The sequence below is a fragment of the Mesorhizobium sp. WSM4832 genome (assembly GCF_055811115.1).
This window is the reverse complement of record NZ_JBVVQH010000024.1, coordinates 58,448-73,945: the sequence shown is the minus strand read 5'-3', so window position 1 is coordinate 73,945 and position 15,498 is coordinate 58,448. Positions and strand designations below refer to the sequence as shown.

Below are 15,498 nucleotides of genomic sequence, written 5' to 3'. Positions count from 1 at the left end.
CTCTTGATGAGCCGAACACCGCGCACAAGACCAGCAGAGAGGTCGTTTCGGATTTAATTCAGCCCCGCGGTGACCCCTACGCCTTCGGCTGACTCGAGTTGAATCAGGAGATGGTTGTCCCGAAGTACCGCCGCAAGAGCAGACCAGCGAAATATTTCAAATCGCGCCGCTCCCATATTTTCAATTGGAAAAATGTGCGCCTTTGGGCCACGGCGGTCCGCGAAAAACCGTTTTGGCAAGGACGCCTTGCGCCCCTCCCATCCCCACGCGCACGCGCGCGCTTGCGCGCACGCGAGGGAATTCCTGTATTACCGTTAGTTGAAGCTTGCGCACGCCGGTCGGCACACAGGCTTGGCCAAGGGCATGATGGCCCCCCGCAGTCTTGACTACTGATAAGAGCGGCGCAAACCTCCCTCTGGGATTGGAGGGCAAGTAAATGGCTGGCACACAAGCTGAACGGATTCTTTTTCTAGACACCGAGACTACAGGGTTCTTCAGTTCTGACCGCATTGTCAGTCTCGGCTTGATATCGGTCGACAGAGCGTCGCTTCCTTCAGGCCAGTATGAGGTAAAAGTTGCCCACTATGTTTTTGATCCCGGCAGGAAAAGTCACCCGCGCGCCGAAGAAGTGCATGGCTATGACGACTGGACCCTCCGCCATCAGGATGAATTCGCCGCTCATGCGCAGGATCTCCGATCGCTCTTCGACGGTTCCCCAATGGTAGTCGCACACAACGTCGACTTTGACCGAAGATTTATCGAGCGGGAGTTCTCGCTCGCCGGCTGCCCACTCCCGTCTCTCGACTACTATTGCACCATGAGGGCTTATCGCGAACAGATGGGAGGGAGGTCAGGCCTGAACGCCGTGCTTGGTCAGATGGGCTTAACACGCGCCAGAAAGACCCACGGGGCATTCGAAGACGCCTGGCTAGCGATGCAGGTCTATTTGTGGATAAACGGATATCGACATTCTGGGACGAACGTCCCCGACGTGGCGCCTTCGAACTTCAAGGCACCACCACCACGCCCGGATGGCCCGTTGCCGCGACGCTCAAAGAAGCGAAAGGCAAATATCGCCGCAGGCATGGAGATAGCGGAGCCGGTCGTTGAATTGCCCGCCAACGTTCGGGCATTTGCGACCCTACTCCTGTATCTGGCGAGGGCAGACGGGCTCGTTGATAGTGAGATCGCGACATTGTCGTCCTTCTTGGAAACCGATGCAATCTCACTTGGGTTCCGACCTGATGAGAAATTGGACGCCGTTGCCGCCATGATGGATCTGCCAAGCCACGACGAAGCGATGAAAGACGCTGCGGTGGCCGTTGCAAAAGGAGACGGCATGCGACCCTTAATCGTGCCATGGTTGCGCTCTGTGGCAGACGCTGACGGCGTCCTGAGCGAGGCTGAGCGCAAGGCTATCGCTCACATAACCGCCGCCTTTCGGGGTGCGCCTCTGTAGCCTTGTTGTCGTTCGCTGGCTTGAGGTCCGGTCGGATCGCGAAGAACTCCTGCCAGGATAGGCGCCGGCCGCGGTACGCGCCGTCGAAGCGGGCCGTGTCTGCGGTGGTCGGGCTATCGAAAAAGATCATGCTGCATCTTTCCAATGGATGTTGCGAATGGCTTGGTCGTCGTCACTTTCGCGAGGGAGGTTGTCGTTTAGTTCGTCAGGGTATCGATACCAGCGCTCGAATTCCTGTTCGTCCTTGCCTGTCCAGAAGTCGGCAAGCACGCGGCGGTACTCGAGGTCGAATGCATCCTTCGCGCCGAGTTGTGTGAGCATGTCGGCAAAGCCCTCGGTCGACATCCTGTTGTCGTAGTACTCTTTCTCGCCATCTCTCGCGTCATTCCATTTGAGCCTGACAATGACGAAACGATCATCGAAGATGACCTCTTCAATTTCAGCGTCACGTCTGGTCGCGCCTTTCCGGACTTTCGGCAAAGTTGGCAACGGGCGCCGGTCGGCCTCGTCGTACTTCTCCGTAGCCAGCCACTTTTCGAGCGGCATGCGCTGCCGGCCAGGCTTTGCGCTGGCCGCCCATGAAGCGGCACGTCCGGCAATGTGGTTGACATCAGGATCCACGATGGCGGCAAAGACTTCGCGTGCGGCATCCTTGCTTCCGAGCTTCCCGTAGGCTTTCCACACGCGCTCGAAACCCGCGGCGGCGCCCGGCGCGATAGCAGCCGGTGCGACCGCAGCCGCGTATACATTACTCTTACCTGTGCCCGGATCCCGTGGACCGGTCACAGTAAGAGGGTCTTCGTTCGGAATATTACTAACGCTATCGGCCGTAGCGTTCGGATTTTCCCGAACGCTCGTGTTCCCGTTTTCCCGAACGCTAGTTTCCTTATCTTTAGTGTTGGCATTTTCCCGAACACTACAAACGCTGTCCCACACCGGCTGATAGCGGCTGGCGCGGCGGCCAGAGCCTTTTTCCTGCTCCAGATAGCCCCAGGCGACCAGATCGGTCAGCGCTTCGTGGATGTCGCCAATGTAGAGGCCTCTGCCAGCCGGATCGCGCTCTTTGAGCTTCTCAGCCACATGGCGCACGCTGGCGAGGGCATCGCCGTACTTGGAGTGAAACCAGTCCAGAATGAAGCCGTAGACAAGCATGTGTTTGCGCTTGGCGCGTGCATCATACGGCAGCGAAATGGCGAGTTTGAACTTGGCCTCTAGGCTTTCGACTTTTGGAAGCCGGGGCGTCGCAGCATCAGGCTCCACCATGGCTGCAGCCCTCCAGCGCAGCTACGGCAGCGCGGGTTATTTGATCGGCCAAGGTAGGGTGAAAGCTCGCGACGCGGACGCCGCTATTCCGGGGCGCATACGTACGCCAGGCACCCTCGGCGTTCTTGGTCAAGCACAAGCCAAAGAGGCGCAGTTGATCGGTTATGGCAATGTCAAAGCGCGCGTCAGCGCCCGGCGCCTGTGAGCGTCGAATGGATAGGATTTTCAAAGTTGGTGTTCCCGTTAGATGTGGGGTTGCGCGCCGGTTGGTCTGGCCAAACGGGGCAGGGACGCCAAACCCGCCGTGCGGGACGTCCATTAATCAAATCAATAATTTAACACAGGATGCGGAACTGCTCGCGGCTCTCGAAGGCCATGGCCGAGCGGCAATAGTCGAGCAGTTGCGTCCAGTTGGACAGGACTTCGCGGCCGCGCACCTCGCCGCGGGCCATGCGCTGGGCCGTCGCGGCGATGACCTTGAGATCGGTCGCGACAGCCGGCCCGATGCCTTTGACCTCCTCAAGCAGGGATGCCGGCGCGCCGAGCACTTCGGCCAGCGAGCCGAAACGGGCAATGAGCGCCTTGGCGATCGGCTTGGTATCGACGCGCGGGATCAGCCGGAAAAGCAGGAGTTCCAACAGTTCATAATCAGGCAGGGCGTCCGGTCCACCGGCGGCAAAACGTTCGCGCAGGCGGTCACGGTGTCCGTGATAGTGGGGCTTGTCTTCCGCCGCCGCCTTTTTCACGGATTTTTGCGGCGGTTCGACCCAGCCTTCTGAAAAGAACGCCCGCTCGTCCTCGACTTTGCCCATTCCTGCCTGTCCCCCAAAAGGCTTTGGCTGAAAACCTAAAGCAATTCCAGGAAAAGTGTGAAGCGGTTTTCCGTTCGGAATTGCGTGAAAACACGAGGATAGGGCGGATCATCGTTTCCATGAAACGATGATCCGCCCTATCCCGGCAAGCCGGGCCGGTCGAGCTTTTTCGGCGACAGCGTGAAAATCTCGCAGCCGGTGTCGGTGACCCCGATCGTGTGCTCGTATTGCGCCGACAGCGAGCGGTCGCGCGTCACAGCGGTCCAGCCGTCGGAGAGCACCTTCACATGCGGGCGGCCGAGATTGATCATCGGCTCGACGGTAAAAATCATGCCGGGGCGCATCTCGACGCCTTCATTGACGGTGCCGTAATGCAGGATGTTCGGCGCGTCGTGGAAAAGCTGGCCGACGCCGTGGCCGCAGAAGTCGCGCACCACCGAGCAGCGCTCGGCCTCGGCATAGGTCTGGATCGCGGCGCCGATGGCACCGGTGCGGGCGCCGGGCTTGATCGCGGCGATGCCGCGCATCAGGCATTCATAGGTCACTTCGAGCAGGCGCTCGGCAGCGCGCTTGATCGTGCCCACCGGATACATGCGTGAGGAATCGCCGTGCCAGCCGTCGAGGATGTAGGTGACGTCGATGTTGACGATGTCGCCTTCCTTCAGCGGCTTGTTGTCGGGGATACCATGGCAGACGACATGGTTGATCGAGGTGCAGGACGACTTGGTGTAGCCGCGATAGTTGAGCGTCGCCGGCAGCGCGCCATGGTCCATGCCGAATTCGAAGACGAAGCGGTCGATGGTTTCCGTCGTCACGCCGGGCTTCACCATGGGCACAAGTTCGTCGAGGCAGCGCGCGGTTAGATCGCAGGCCTTGCGCATGCCGGCAAAGCCTTCCTCAGCATAGAGGCGGATCTGGCCGGTATTTCGAAGGGGGGCCGTGGAAGCGTCGAGATAGGTAACCATTTTTGTCCGTTTGCCGGCTTCGGCTTCGAAGGGAGCGAAGAGCGAGAAATCTGCTCCAGATTTGGCACCGGAAGCCGCAAGGTTCAAGGACGAAGTGCGATTGCAGCGCATCAAGACATTCACGCGCGCGGCCGCCGCGGCCTCTTCGCGGTGCCAGCCCCTATGTGCTGATGGTCGTTATCCATCTGGCCTATGACGCGGAGACAGATCCGGCCAACCAGTAGCGGCAGTGCCGCACCCGCGGGATGTCCGTTCACCGCACTGAGGTCACATTCCCGAGTCAGAAGGCCGCTTTGGGCAACTTTTCACATCGAGCGGCGTTGCTGGGGCGGCGCCAGTTCGGGAGACAGGGAATGGACAGACTGCAATTCGAGGTGCCGGTGCGTATCACGCCCGCGCCCGGCCTGCCCGTCGAGGAAATCTACAGCGTCGAGCAAGCGCTCGATTTCCTGCAGGACTGGCCGAAGCGCCGGCAAGGCAAGGTCTACGAAGCCGCCTTCAACGCCTGCTTCGGCGCGACGGTAGACGTGGCCAGCGCTGAGGAAGCCTGCCGCGCCTTCGCGGCCTTCTGCCGCGTCAGCGGCCTGCTTGCGAGGGATGCGATGTTCCCCGGCAAGCTTGGCAGCAAGGCAGGGGCGTATCGCGACGCGCGCGCTTAGAGCAATTCCAGGAAAAGTGTGACTCGGTTTTCCGTCAGGAATTGCGTCAAGACAAAGAGATAGAGCGGTTCGCCGTTTCCGTGAAACGCTCGAGAGCGCGATCACGGCTATCAGCCGCCGAACGACACGCCGCGATAACGCATTCCCACCTGCACGCCGCGCACGATCACGCGTGACAGGATTTCCATATCCAGCGGCATTTGCGGACGCCACACGTCGAGCAGCAGCGCGACGCGCGGCTGGTCCGAGTTGTTCATGACTTCGTGCTCGAAAGTGTCGTCCCAGAGCATGCATTCGCCGTCGGCGATACGCCTTTCCTGGCGGTTGACCATCATGATCGTTGCCGGTCGGCCGTCCGGCTGTTTCGGGATGACCAGACCAAGATGGAAGCGCATGATGCCGCGGAAAGGTCCGCGGTGTGGCGGTATGTGCTTGCGAGGGGCCAGGAACGAGACAGCCGCCGATTTGACCTCGGGGCATTCCGAAAGCAGCCTGCTGAGGATCGGCATGCGTGCGATGTTTTCCGGGATGGCCATGTCGTACGCCTTGAGCACGAACATGCGCCAGTCGAGACCGTCATTGGCCGAGATTCCGGCCTGTTCGGGCATGATGTCGTGGAAGCGTGGAACCTTGTTCAGCTTAACCGCGAGAGCTTCATCGCGGATGCTCTGCCAGGCGGCGGTGAACTTCGCCGCATTGGGAAAATGCGTGCCGGTATCAAGAATCGCCGGTGCATCTATGCGCTTTTCATAGATACGGCGGACCAGACCGGTTCCAAGATCGTAGGCGCTCGACATCTCATTACCTCGACGACGCTGTTATATAGTGGGATATTGCTTGCTGACATCGCTCACGGAGATTTGTTCGAGCGGTTAACGGCCGATAGACATCGCGCCTCGGGTCTCACTGGGCCTTCGACGCGAAGCGCGGACGGGTGCGGACATCGATGATTTCGGGTCTGGCGGTGGGACCTCCTGGACAAAGCCTTCGGGCCGTTTTTCCGGGTCGGTCCGGCGCGTACGCAATTCATTGCGGGCGCGGGTCTCGGTCTCGCCATCGCCAAGGAGATCATCAAACGCCACGGCGGAACGATCACGCTGGAGAACAGGCGGGGGAGGGTTGGTGCAGACGGTGGTTTTCGACGTCGTTTCCTAACGAGACGGATTGCCTATTTGGCCTTTTCAATCACCGGGCCGCTCGGCTGGTCGGTCGCTGGAGCCAGCGTGCAATCCTGTCCCTTGCACTCCAGGGCAGGGTCGTCCTTCGGAGGCAGGCAATTCTGCCCCTGGCAGTGTATGGCCGGCTGCTGTTGCGATGCGTCCCCGTTCGGCTGGGCAGGCTTGTCCTCGGCGCGGACGGGCTGTAGCCCCGCCAGGCCGGTCATGGCCGCGCATAAGAGCGCTGTTCGAAGCAAGTTCATTCCCGCCTCCATGGTCGAGAGCGAGCAGAACTTTACACTTTCGGGTTGAGGCCGACATCCTGTCAGCCGCGAACGGCGTTAACAGCGGGTTTCCGCTCACTGAGCCTGGTGGGCCGATCGCGTGTAAATTGCATCGATCCAGGTCAGGTGTGGTGGTTCATAGGCTCGGGCTGTCGGTTTCGCCGGCACTCAGTTGCGAGAGCAGCTTCACCACCACTTCCCGCAGCCAGCGGTGTGTAGGATCGGTCGTATTGCGTTTGTGCCACACGACGCAGATGAGGGCGGGATTGATCGGCATGGGCGGAATGTAGATCGCCAGCCCCAAGCGGGATGCCACCTTGCGCGCGAGTTGTTCCGGTACGAGCGCGACCAGATCGCTTGCCGCCACTGCGTTACAGACGCCGCCGAACACCGGCATTGTCATGGCCACTCGTCGTTCGCGCCCCATCCGAGCCAGCGCGGCGTCGCCCATGGCCTTGAGCTTGCCCTCCGGCGAAAAGACGACATGGCCGAGGTCGCAGAACAGGTCGATCGGAATAACGTCGCCCGGCTTCACCTTTGCGCGCTCGAGCCTTGGATGCCCAGCGCGGGCAATCGTCACGAATGTCGACCGGAAGGCAGGAAGATAGTCGATCCAGGTCGGGAAATCGGTCTTGGGAACGAGGGCAAGGTCGATGCCATGCTTTTCGAGCGTGCCGACATAGTCGTCGGGCACAAGGTCCACCAGTTGGATCAGTATTTTTGGAGCAAGCTGGGAGATTGCATTGGCCAAGGCAGGCATCAGCATCTCGGCAAAAAAATCCGAACCTGCGATCTTGAAACTTTGCTCGGCGTCGGCTGGATTGAAGCTCGCAGGCCCGGCAAGCAACGCCGACAATTCATCCAGGATACGGCGAAGCGGAAGTTCGAGATCCCGGGCGTATTGCGTCGGCACGATGCGCTGCCCTTCGCGCACAAACAGCGGATCGCCCAGAAAATTTCGAAGCCGTCCGAGACTGGCCGAAACCGCCGGCTGCGACAGTCCGATGCGTTCTGCGGCCCTTACGGTCGATTGCTCGTGCAGCAGCGCGTCGAGTACCCGTAGAAGGTTGAGGTCGAAGTTCGATAAATTCATCGGTCGAATTTATTTTATACCAGCTATCGATTTCAATTATGAAATTGGCTCTGGCAATTTCATGCAGCGAAAATGGCATCGGATTCGCGGGAGGTTTCGGTGGCTGGTATTTCGGTACCCTATAGCGTCGAGTGGCTCGGCACGTCTTACAGGATTTGCCTGAGCGCGGAACAAACGGCTTCGCGGCTCGGAATGTTCGAAAGTCTCGATCAGCCCGGCTATGGTCCTCCGCGCCATATCCATAACGACGAAGACGAGACCTTCCAGATACAGTCGGGCGAAGTAGAGTTCTGGATGAACGGTCAAACGCGCATAGTCGGCCCGGGCTGTGTCGTGCACGTTCCGCGCGGAACCGAGCATACATTCCGGGTGGTTGGCGACCGACCCGCCAGGATGCTCACCATCATGACACCCGGCGGCTTCGAAGGCTTCTTCGCCGAGATGGCGAAACACAAGTGCCGAATCCCTGAAGACATGGATCAGATCGCAGCCATCGGGTCGCGTTTCGGCCTGACCTTTACAGGCCCACCTCTGGGCGCGGCCAGGTGAAACGGCAAGAAGACAGACCGCCTTTCGGATACTTCATCGGGACCGAACGTTGGCCGGGGTTGCAAAGAAAATGGTCGCCGATCCGGGCCGCACCGGCTCGAAATTCTCGCTGCCTGACGGATCGCCAAAGCGGCAAAACCACCTCAACACTTCAGGTCTGCGACAGAGCACTTATAACCATCGGTGGTACAGCACACAAACTAACGATGTAGCACTCTACCGCTCACTGTTTCGGTCGTTGGGCGGGCGGCGATGATATCGAAACATTACTTGTTGAGGACGGAATCGACCAGTGCGTCGTGTTCACTGGCAGGCGGGTTCTCCTAGTTGGGGTCGGGAATCACTCAGAGTGTTTAAGTTCTCCGGCGAGAGAGCGGTGCTGTGGCAATGAGGGGCTTCACGGCCTGAGGTGAGAAATGACTGTAGTCGGCCAATCCAGCATAGATGTCGCCGTTATAGGGGCAGGCCCGTATGGTCTGTCCGCCGCCGCAAATATTGGCGCGAGCGACCGCAGTATTCGGATCTTCGGACGGCCGCTTCAGACTTGGACCGATACCATGCCGGCCGGCATGAAGCTTAAATCCGATGGCTTCGCGTCCAACCTGTCGGCGCCTGCTCCAGGGGCGAGCTTGGCCGAGTTTTGCCGGGATAGGGGCATTCCCTACCACGATACCGAACACCCGGTATCACTCGAGACTTTCGTTGCGTATGGTCTCGAATTTCAGCGACGGTTTGTACCCTATCTCGAAACCGCAGATGTCCAGCATGTCGAGCGAAGTGGCGACGGGTTCAGGCTGACGGTCGGAGAAGGCCAAACTTTGCTCGCCCGACGCGTCGTCTTGGCGGTGGGCGTAACGCACTTCAGAGTAATGCCGAAACAATTGATGGGCCTACCTGCTTCGTTAGTCAGTCATAGCGCCGACTGCGGCCGTGTGGATCGGTTCGCTGGGCGCAACGTTGCCATCTTGGGAGCGGGCGCTTCCGCGATCGATCTGGCCGCGGCCTTGATTGACGTGGGGGCCACCGCGACTATTGTCGCGCGGGCGGGCAGCATTCGTTTTAATTCGGAGCCAACCGGAGGTCGGCCGACACTGCTAAGCCGGTTCACGAACCCTAGAACCCCGCTGGGCCCGGGTTGGCGATCCCGTTTTGCGTGCAATATGCCGCAGGTGTACCGCCAGTTGCCGGATCGCTTGCGGCTGGCCATCCTGCATCGCCACCTCGGCCCCCGATCAGCATGGTATCTTCGTGACAAAGTGCTCAGCGGAGCCAACGTCCTTGTCGCACAACACCTTGAAGAGGCTGGATTGGCCGGCGATCGTATCTGCCTAAAGCTGCGAGACGAATCGGGTTCGTTGAAGAGCCTTGAGGTCGAGCATGTGATCGCTGCGACAGGCTATTGGCCTCAAATCGAGCGCCTTCATTTTCTCGACCAGAGATTACGACAAGCCATCCGCCATTCGGCAGGCGTGCCGATCCTATCGCAGTATTTCGAGACTTCGGTTGCCGGCCTTTACGCCACAGGATTGACCGCTGCTGGGAGTTTCGGTCCCTTGATGCGTTTTGTTGCTGGCGCGGATTATGCAGCTCGACAGCTTAGCAGGCATTTAGAGAAGGCCCGGGGGAGCCGGCATACTCTCGTAGCAGGCGCCAGGGTGCCACAAGCAATCCGATCATGAATGACACCGCCGCCCTTGAGTTTGAAGATGGTCCAACGTCGACAGCCGAAAGAGCCCGAGAGGTGGTGTTGCCGTTGGAACTCTTGCGCGATGGCGCAGGCGACGAGTTTGTGTTCCTCTTTCCAGGTACGGGAGGCGAGGCTCGCGAACTGGCGCCTTTGGCTGAACGGCTGACCACGTCCGGGCGTATTTTCGGCCTTTCCTACTTGCCCGAGAGCGAAGGCGCCGAAGCTGTCGATCGCCAAGCAACTTATGCTGTCGCTGCCTTGCGCAGCATCCAGCCGCATGGCCCGTATCGGCTGGTCGGTTATTCATTCGGGGCCCTCGTTGCTGTGGAAGTGGCACGGCAGTTGAGGCGGGCGGGTGAGTTGTTGGAACCGCCGATCCTAATCGATGCATATTACGATCAGAAGTTCTGGCCTGCCAAGGCGTGGTGGATCGGGCAAGCACGCCGGACCGGAGCCCACCTCGCTCAAATCCGCCGGCAGCCGCCGGCCATGGCCCTGAGGGAATTTGCGCTCCGAGCCGGGCGGCTAGCGCAACGGTTCTGGTCGAGATGGCGGGAATTGCCACCAGTATCTGGCACGTCCACCGCAACGACAATTGCTGCCGCTAACGTCGCCGCGTTGCGCGCCTACGTTCCTTCGCTTTATCCGAGTTCACTCGCACTCGTGGAGGCTGCCGAAACGACGATGTTTGGCTGCCGGCCGTCAGACCTCTGGCGGCCGATAAGCAGGAAACTCCTCGTCGAAGATATCGCCGGCGATCACCTTGACCTCGTGCGCAATCCAACATCGCTCAAACTCCTGGGACGGGCGGTCGACAGGCACTTGGCGCAAGGAGGACGCGGGCAACAGCCTCTTGCTCTCATCGTCACTACCTTTCGATGGTCGGCAACCGCAGATCTCGCCGAGTCCCTGACTCGCGCAGGCTTTCGGGTAGCAGCGCTTTGTCCGTGGCGGCATCCCATGCATCGCCAGTCAAATCCAGTATTGTACCGCATGCCATGGCTGCATCCCGAGCGCACGCTAAAGTCCCTGATCGAGTGCAGTGATCCGGATCTGGTCCTTCCCTGTGATGAGCCTGCCTTGGACCTGGTTCGGAGTATTGGGGGCGCCGGATCTCAAAGTTTCTGGCCGGATATCTCTCGCTCGGAGATGATCGACATCGCGCGCGCGGCTGGAGTTGATGCGCCGCCAATGCGACCTGTCGACAACCTTGCCGAACTCGACAAATGGATCGAAGACCACGGATTCCCAGTCGTGCTAAAAACGGACGGAAGTTGGGGTGGCAGAGGAGTGGCTATCGTCAACGACCGAGCAGAAGCTGTCCGGGCATGGCGACGCCTCGCGCGTGGCCCGAGCCCACTCCGCATCATAAAACGCGCCATTGTCCATGCGAATCCCAACTGCCTGCGGGACCTGTGGCGTCGCCGCAGGCCTGGCGTAAATGCCCAGGTCTACGTGGCGGGGCGAGATGCCAACGTTGCCCTCGCGGTTAAGGACGGGAGAGTGTTGGCGGCGGTGGCTGTGGAGGTTTTGGAGACTCAGTATAAAAACGGCCCGGCCAAGATCGTGCGCGTGATCGACCATCCTGGAATTGTTACTACCGCCGGCAAGATTATGGATCACCTACATTTGACGGGACTCGTCGGGATAGACTTTATTCTTGATGTTGAGGGTGCTGCGCATCTGATCGAAGTCAACGCCCGCGTGACTCCGACCTGTCGGTTGGCGCTCGGTTCCGGCCGCGACCCGGTCGGAGCGTTGCGCAGTTTGTTCCCGGGCGGGACAACACCTGCTGCGGTTCCGGATTCCGTTGGCAGTATCATCGACCTCGACGCACTCGACTGAGTACGAGCGAAAACGGTCCCCCTCGCTGAACGCGTGCTCCGCGGCTCCGTGACCTTTTCGCTGCGGCAACGCGCTCTTGACGAGGAACGCACCGTCGGCCGAGCGCCTGCTACTGGATTATCGTAACGTGCAAGGCCGCGCGCAGGAGCGCCATCCGAAGCAAGTTCATTCTCACCTCTTTGACCGAGAGAGGAGAACTTCATGCTTTCGAATCGAGACCGATGGATCGTTGGAAGCTGGTACGCCCAAGGGGAATCGAACCCCTGTTACCGCCGTGAAAGGGCTGGCTTTTCGGGATAACAGCGTCCGCCGCCGTCCGCAGAAATCCAATCTGTGCAAGGGTTTCGTTCTCTAGCGTCCGCCGATGTACACGGACGTATATTCGACCTATATTCGACGTGTTTTCAAACCGGGAGCGGGAAACACGATGGCAAAGACACTCAAGGAAGCCCCAATCACCACGGCAAGTGCCCGTTCGAAACTGGCGGCTGGCGAATATCCCCGGCGCCTCGATGCCGATGCGGCTGTCTGGTATCGGAAGGGCAAGCGCGGCGGCGTCTGGTTTGCCCGCTGGCGCAACTGGGGAGAAGGCGCCAACTATTTGCAATCGTCTGTTGGCCCTGCGAACGACGTCAACGACAAGCCGACTGACGGCCTGCTGACCTTTCCGCAGGCAGAGACACTTGCCCGCCAGATCGTTCAACAGGCCCGCCAGGAACAAAAAGCCGCTGCGGCCGGTCCAGCTCTTACCGTTCGGGGCACTGTCGAAACCTACATTGCCGAGCGCGATGCGCGGGACAGCCGCAGGAAAGGCCGTGCGGTGCGTTCTGACGCTGGCCAGCGGCTTCGGCGGTATGTGCTCGGGCAGGACAAGCGCGGCAGTCAGGAGGCCGTGCCAGAGGCAGCGCTGGCGTCCGTGACCTTGCATATGTTGAAGGAAAGCGACCTCCTTGCGTGGCGGGCAGACTTGCCCGAAGAATTGAAGGGCTCGACCGAACAGCGGCTGATCAACGATCTTAAGGCAGCGCTCAACGGAGCATATTCCACACATCGGGAGCGGCTGGAGCCGACGCTGCCCGCCATCATCAAGCACGGCCTCAAGGCCGAGAAATCGGACAGCGATGACGCCGTACCGCTTGCCCGCGACAATCAGATTTTGACCGCCGCTCAAGTGGGGGCGGTGATCAGCGCTGCCCGCGTGATCGACGCCGAACAAGATTGGGACGGTGACCTGTTTCGCTTCGTCGTGGTGCTCGCAGCGACCGGCGCGCGGTTTTCGCAGATCGCCCGCATGAAAGTTGGCGATGTGCAGCGAGCTCAAGGGCGCCTGATGATACCAAGCTCGCGCAAGGGCAGGGGAGGCAAGATTGCCAGTGTGCCCTATCCAGTCGGCAAGGACGTGCTGGACGCGCTGCTGCCGGCCACGTCAGGCCGCGGGAATGGTGAAACCCTGCTTGAGCGCTGGCGCAGCAAACAGGTTGCAGGCTCGATTGGCTGGGAACGCGCTGGCCGTGCAGCGTGGCAGTCGCCTAGCGAGTTGCAGCGGCCTTGGAACGATGTCCGGCAGCGGGCAGGAATGCCGGCGGTGATCCCCTATGGCCTTCGGCATAGTTCGATCGTGCGAGGCATCCGGGCGAACCTACCGATCAGGCTTGTTGCTGCTCTCCATGACACCTCCGTTCCGATGATCGAAAGGCATTATGGCCGATGGATTGTCGACGGCCTGGAAGATCTTGCCGCCGCTGCAGTGGTGCCACTAGTACCTCACGAAGGCAGCAACGTCTTCCAAATGGGCGGAGTTGAAAAAGTTTGGGGTTAAAGTCTCTTTTCACACGCAAAACCTTTGACAGAGGCCAGCGGCCTCTTGCGAACGAACAAAAACAACGTAGATTCTAGCCTGAGAGATCGCAGCTAGTCGCGCACGCCCGTTTGAGGGTTGGTAGTTAGGTTGTCAAACCGAGGCGCACCCGACGAACCTGTCTATCGCTAGATAACGACTTTGAGCTGAGCCAATACGGTTTGCACGGACCTGAGGCTGCTTTTCCGTGGGGCGGAGGGCAACAGTTCGAATTCGTAACAGATCCGAAGACCGTGCCGGATTCCCTGTCAAGTGGGGGTTCGGCGCGGTCTTTTTTTATGCCTCGAGTTCTGAAAAGGAGCGAATGATGAACGAGGTCGGAAGCGCAGAAGTAGGAGCCAAAAAGGCAGCCTACACAATCTTGGAATTCGGTGCCTCGCATGGCATCGGGCGGTCGCTAGTCTATGAAGAGATCGCGGCTGGTCGCTTGAAGTGCCGCAAGGTCGGACGCCGCACCTTGATTTTGGCAAAGGACGCAGAGGCCTGGCGTGATGCCCTGCCAGAAGGGCGGGCTGCATAGTGACCAAGCTGCATGACGGACGACGCCAGCATAGAACGTCGTCTCCGCTCCACGTCCTGGGCCGGTAGGAAGAACGGCAGATGGGCTTGTTTGCTGATTGGCAGCCTACCTATGGAGCGCACGGCGTCGCAACATTTCCGGTGCGCGACAAGCGGCCTGCCGTCAAAGGTTATCTCCGGGTAGGCGACCGGACGAGCGAACAGTTGGCGCTTAAGTTCTCCAATGACAACGCCTTCGGCTTCGCCTGCAAGCGCAGCCGGATAACCGTGCTGGACGTGGACGCGCCCGACGAGAAGTTGCTTGCCGATGCGCTCGACCGCCACGGCCCGACGCCGCTGATCATCAGATCCGGCTCGGGCAATTTCCAAGCGTGGTATCGCAACAATGGCGAACGCCGGAAGGTGCGGCCGGAACCCGACAAGCCGATCGACATCTTAGGCGATGGCTTTGTGGTGGCGCCGCCGTCTCAGGGAAGCAAGGGCCAATATCAAATCATTGCCGGCACGCTTGACGACCTCGACCGGCTGCCGACGATGAAGGGGGTAATTTCTGACCCCAATAAGAAACTGAACACCCTCTCCCCTCTCTCTCCTCCTCCTCCTCCGGTGCGGGCTTCCGAGAAATCGGACGGCGCCCGCAACGACACGCTTTGGCGGGAGTGCATGAAGATGGCTCGGGGCAGTCGCAACATAGAGGAACTGATGGTGAGGACGATGGAACATAATCGGGGATTTTACGAGCCGCTGCCTGCGGACGAGGTGTTGAAGATCGTAGCTTCGGCCTGGAGCTACGAATGCGAGGGCAAAAACTGGTTCGGCCACGGTGCGCGTGTCGTCGTCGGGCATTCGATCGTTGACGACCTGGCGGCATCCGATCCGCGCGCCTACGCGCTGCTGTCACTGCTGATGCGCCATCATTGGGGGCGCGACTTCTATCTTGCCAAGGCATATGCCGAGACGCTGGGCTGGGCCACCAATACCATGAAGGCGGCGCGCAACGCCCTGGTGGAGCGCGGGCTGATAGAGTGCGTCCATCCGGGCGGACGCGGGCCAAACGATCCGCCCGTCTATCGGCTCACCACGGCAGTGGCCGGTGCAGCATGAACGAGCACAAGGAATTCCTGTTTGTGTTCGATAAGATGACGCTGGAGGAGCAAGACAATCTCCTAGGGCTATTCGCAAGGCTATCGGAGCTCGGCCTGCTGCCAAGTGGGACGCACTCTGTAAAGCACCCCGACGGCCGTACCCTTGAGCCTGTGCCGAATGACATGGAGGAATTCCTCCAACTGACTCGACCGGTATCGAGGCATTAGCGATGACCCGCAAGACGGCGTGGCGTAGGATCGTA

The 15,498-nt window shown here is 60.1% G+C and carries 13 protein-coding genes and 2 pseudogenes; 10 read left to right on the top strand and 5 right to left on the bottom strand.

The genetic code is table 11. The features are described 5' to 3' along the window. The first annotated feature begins 436 nt into the window (after window positions 1–436). Window positions 437–1,459, top strand: coding sequence for an exonuclease domain-containing protein (locus tag AC0L2L_RS27945; protein WP_473583088.1), 1,023 nt, complete (start codon window positions 437–439; stop codon window positions 1,457–1,459). 126 nt (window positions 1,460–1,585) lie between these two features. Here the strand turns inward: AC0L2L_RS27945 and AC0L2L_RS27940 are convergent, their stop codons facing one another. Further along, window positions 1,586–2,722 (bottom strand): hypothetical protein, encoded by a 1,137-nt coding sequence (locus AC0L2L_RS27940; RefSeq protein ID WP_473583086.1) that lies wholly within the window; start codon window positions 2,720–2,722, stop codon window positions 1,586–1,588. Here AC0L2L_RS27940 and AC0L2L_RS27935 point away from each other — a divergent pair. Further along, window positions 2,721–2,927 (top strand): hypothetical protein, encoded by a 207-nt coding sequence (locus AC0L2L_RS27935; RefSeq protein ID WP_473583084.1) that lies wholly within the window; start codon window positions 2,721–2,723, stop codon window positions 2,925–2,927. The genes AC0L2L_RS27940 and AC0L2L_RS27935 overlap by 2 nt on opposite strands. 136 nt (window positions 2,928–3,063) lie before the next feature. On the opposite strand, the pseudogene AC0L2L_RS27930 reads toward AC0L2L_RS27935, so the two are convergent. Together AC0L2L_RS27930 and map are read right to left on the bottom strand one after the other, a co-directional pair. Then, window positions 3,064–3,534, bottom strand: a pseudogene (locus tag AC0L2L_RS27930) (UPF0758 domain-containing protein); the annotation flags it as partial. 137 nt (window positions 3,535–3,671) lie between these two features. Continuing rightward, window positions 3,672–4,499, bottom strand: a complete 828-nt coding sequence (map, locus tag AC0L2L_RS27925) for a type I methionyl aminopeptidase (protein ID WP_027167289.1) — start codon at window positions 4,497–4,499, stop codon at window positions 3,672–3,674. 353 nt (window positions 4,500–4,852) lie between these two features. Between map and AC0L2L_RS27920 the strand changes: the two genes are divergently transcribed. After that, window positions 4,853–5,158: a DUF982 domain-containing protein gene (locus AC0L2L_RS27920; protein ID WP_473583082.1), complete on the top strand. Its 306-nt coding sequence runs from the start codon at window positions 4,853–4,855 to the stop codon at window positions 5,156–5,158. 110 nt (window positions 5,159–5,268) lie between these two features. Here AC0L2L_RS27920 and AC0L2L_RS27915 read toward each other — a convergent pair whose 3' ends face one another. Next, the gene (locus AC0L2L_RS27915; RefSeq protein WP_473583080.1) at window positions 5,269–5,955 is read right to left on the bottom strand and encodes an aspartyl/asparaginyl beta-hydroxylase domain-containing protein; all 687 of its coding nucleotides are present in this window, start codon (window positions 5,953–5,955) and stop codon (window positions 5,269–5,271) included. A gap of 171 nt (window positions 5,956–6,126) precedes the next feature. On the opposite strand from AC0L2L_RS27915, the pseudogene AC0L2L_RS27910 reads away from it, so the two are divergent. Next, a pseudogene (locus AC0L2L_RS27910) lies at window positions 6,127–6,313 on the top strand (ATP-binding protein); the annotation flags it as partial. A 422-nt stretch (window positions 6,314–6,735) separates the two neighbouring features. On the opposite strand, the gene AC0L2L_RS27905 reads toward AC0L2L_RS27910, so the two are convergent. Further along, window positions 6,736–7,692 (bottom strand): LysR family transcriptional regulator, encoded by a 957-nt coding sequence (locus AC0L2L_RS27905; RefSeq protein WP_473583078.1) that lies wholly within the window; start codon window positions 7,690–7,692, stop codon window positions 6,736–6,738. A 99-nt stretch (window positions 7,693–7,791) separates the two neighbouring features. Here AC0L2L_RS27905 and AC0L2L_RS27900 point away from each other — a divergent pair, with 99 nt between their 5' ends. From AC0L2L_RS27900 to AC0L2L_RS27875, 6 genes are all read left to right on the top strand, one after another. Next, window positions 7,792–8,241, top strand: coding sequence for a cupin domain-containing protein (locus AC0L2L_RS27900; protein ID WP_473583076.1), 450 nt, complete (start codon window positions 7,792–7,794; stop codon window positions 8,239–8,241). Window positions 8,242–8,657: 416 nt separating this feature from the next. Next, entirely contained in the window at window positions 8,658–9,920 is a 1,263-nt protein-coding gene (locus tag AC0L2L_RS27895) for an FAD-dependent oxidoreductase (RefSeq protein WP_473583074.1), read from the top strand. Then, a complete protein-coding gene (locus AC0L2L_RS27890) occupies window positions 9,917–11,773 on the top strand; it encodes a thioesterase domain-containing protein (protein WP_473583072.1) in 1,857 nt (618 codons plus the stop codon). Before AC0L2L_RS27895 ends, AC0L2L_RS27890 begins: the two co-directional genes overlap by 4 nt. 427 nt (window positions 11,774–12,200) lie before the next feature. Continuing rightward, window positions 12,201–13,592, top strand: coding sequence for a tyrosine-type recombinase/integrase (locus AC0L2L_RS27885; protein WP_473583070.1), 1,392 nt, complete (start codon window positions 12,201–12,203; stop codon window positions 13,590–13,592). Between the two features lie 346 nt (window positions 13,593–13,938). Further along, the gene (locus tag AC0L2L_RS27880) at window positions 13,939–14,151 is read left to right on the top strand and encodes a helix-turn-helix domain-containing protein (protein WP_473583068.1); all 213 of its coding nucleotides are present in this window, start codon (window positions 13,939–13,941) and stop codon (window positions 14,149–14,151) included. 80 nt (window positions 14,152–14,231) lie between these two features. Further along, window positions 14,232–15,254, top strand: a complete 1,023-nt coding sequence (locus AC0L2L_RS27875; RefSeq protein ID WP_473583066.1) for a bifunctional DNA primase/polymerase — start codon at window positions 14,232–14,234, stop codon at window positions 15,252–15,254. Window positions 15,255–15,498 lie beyond the last annotated feature (244 nt).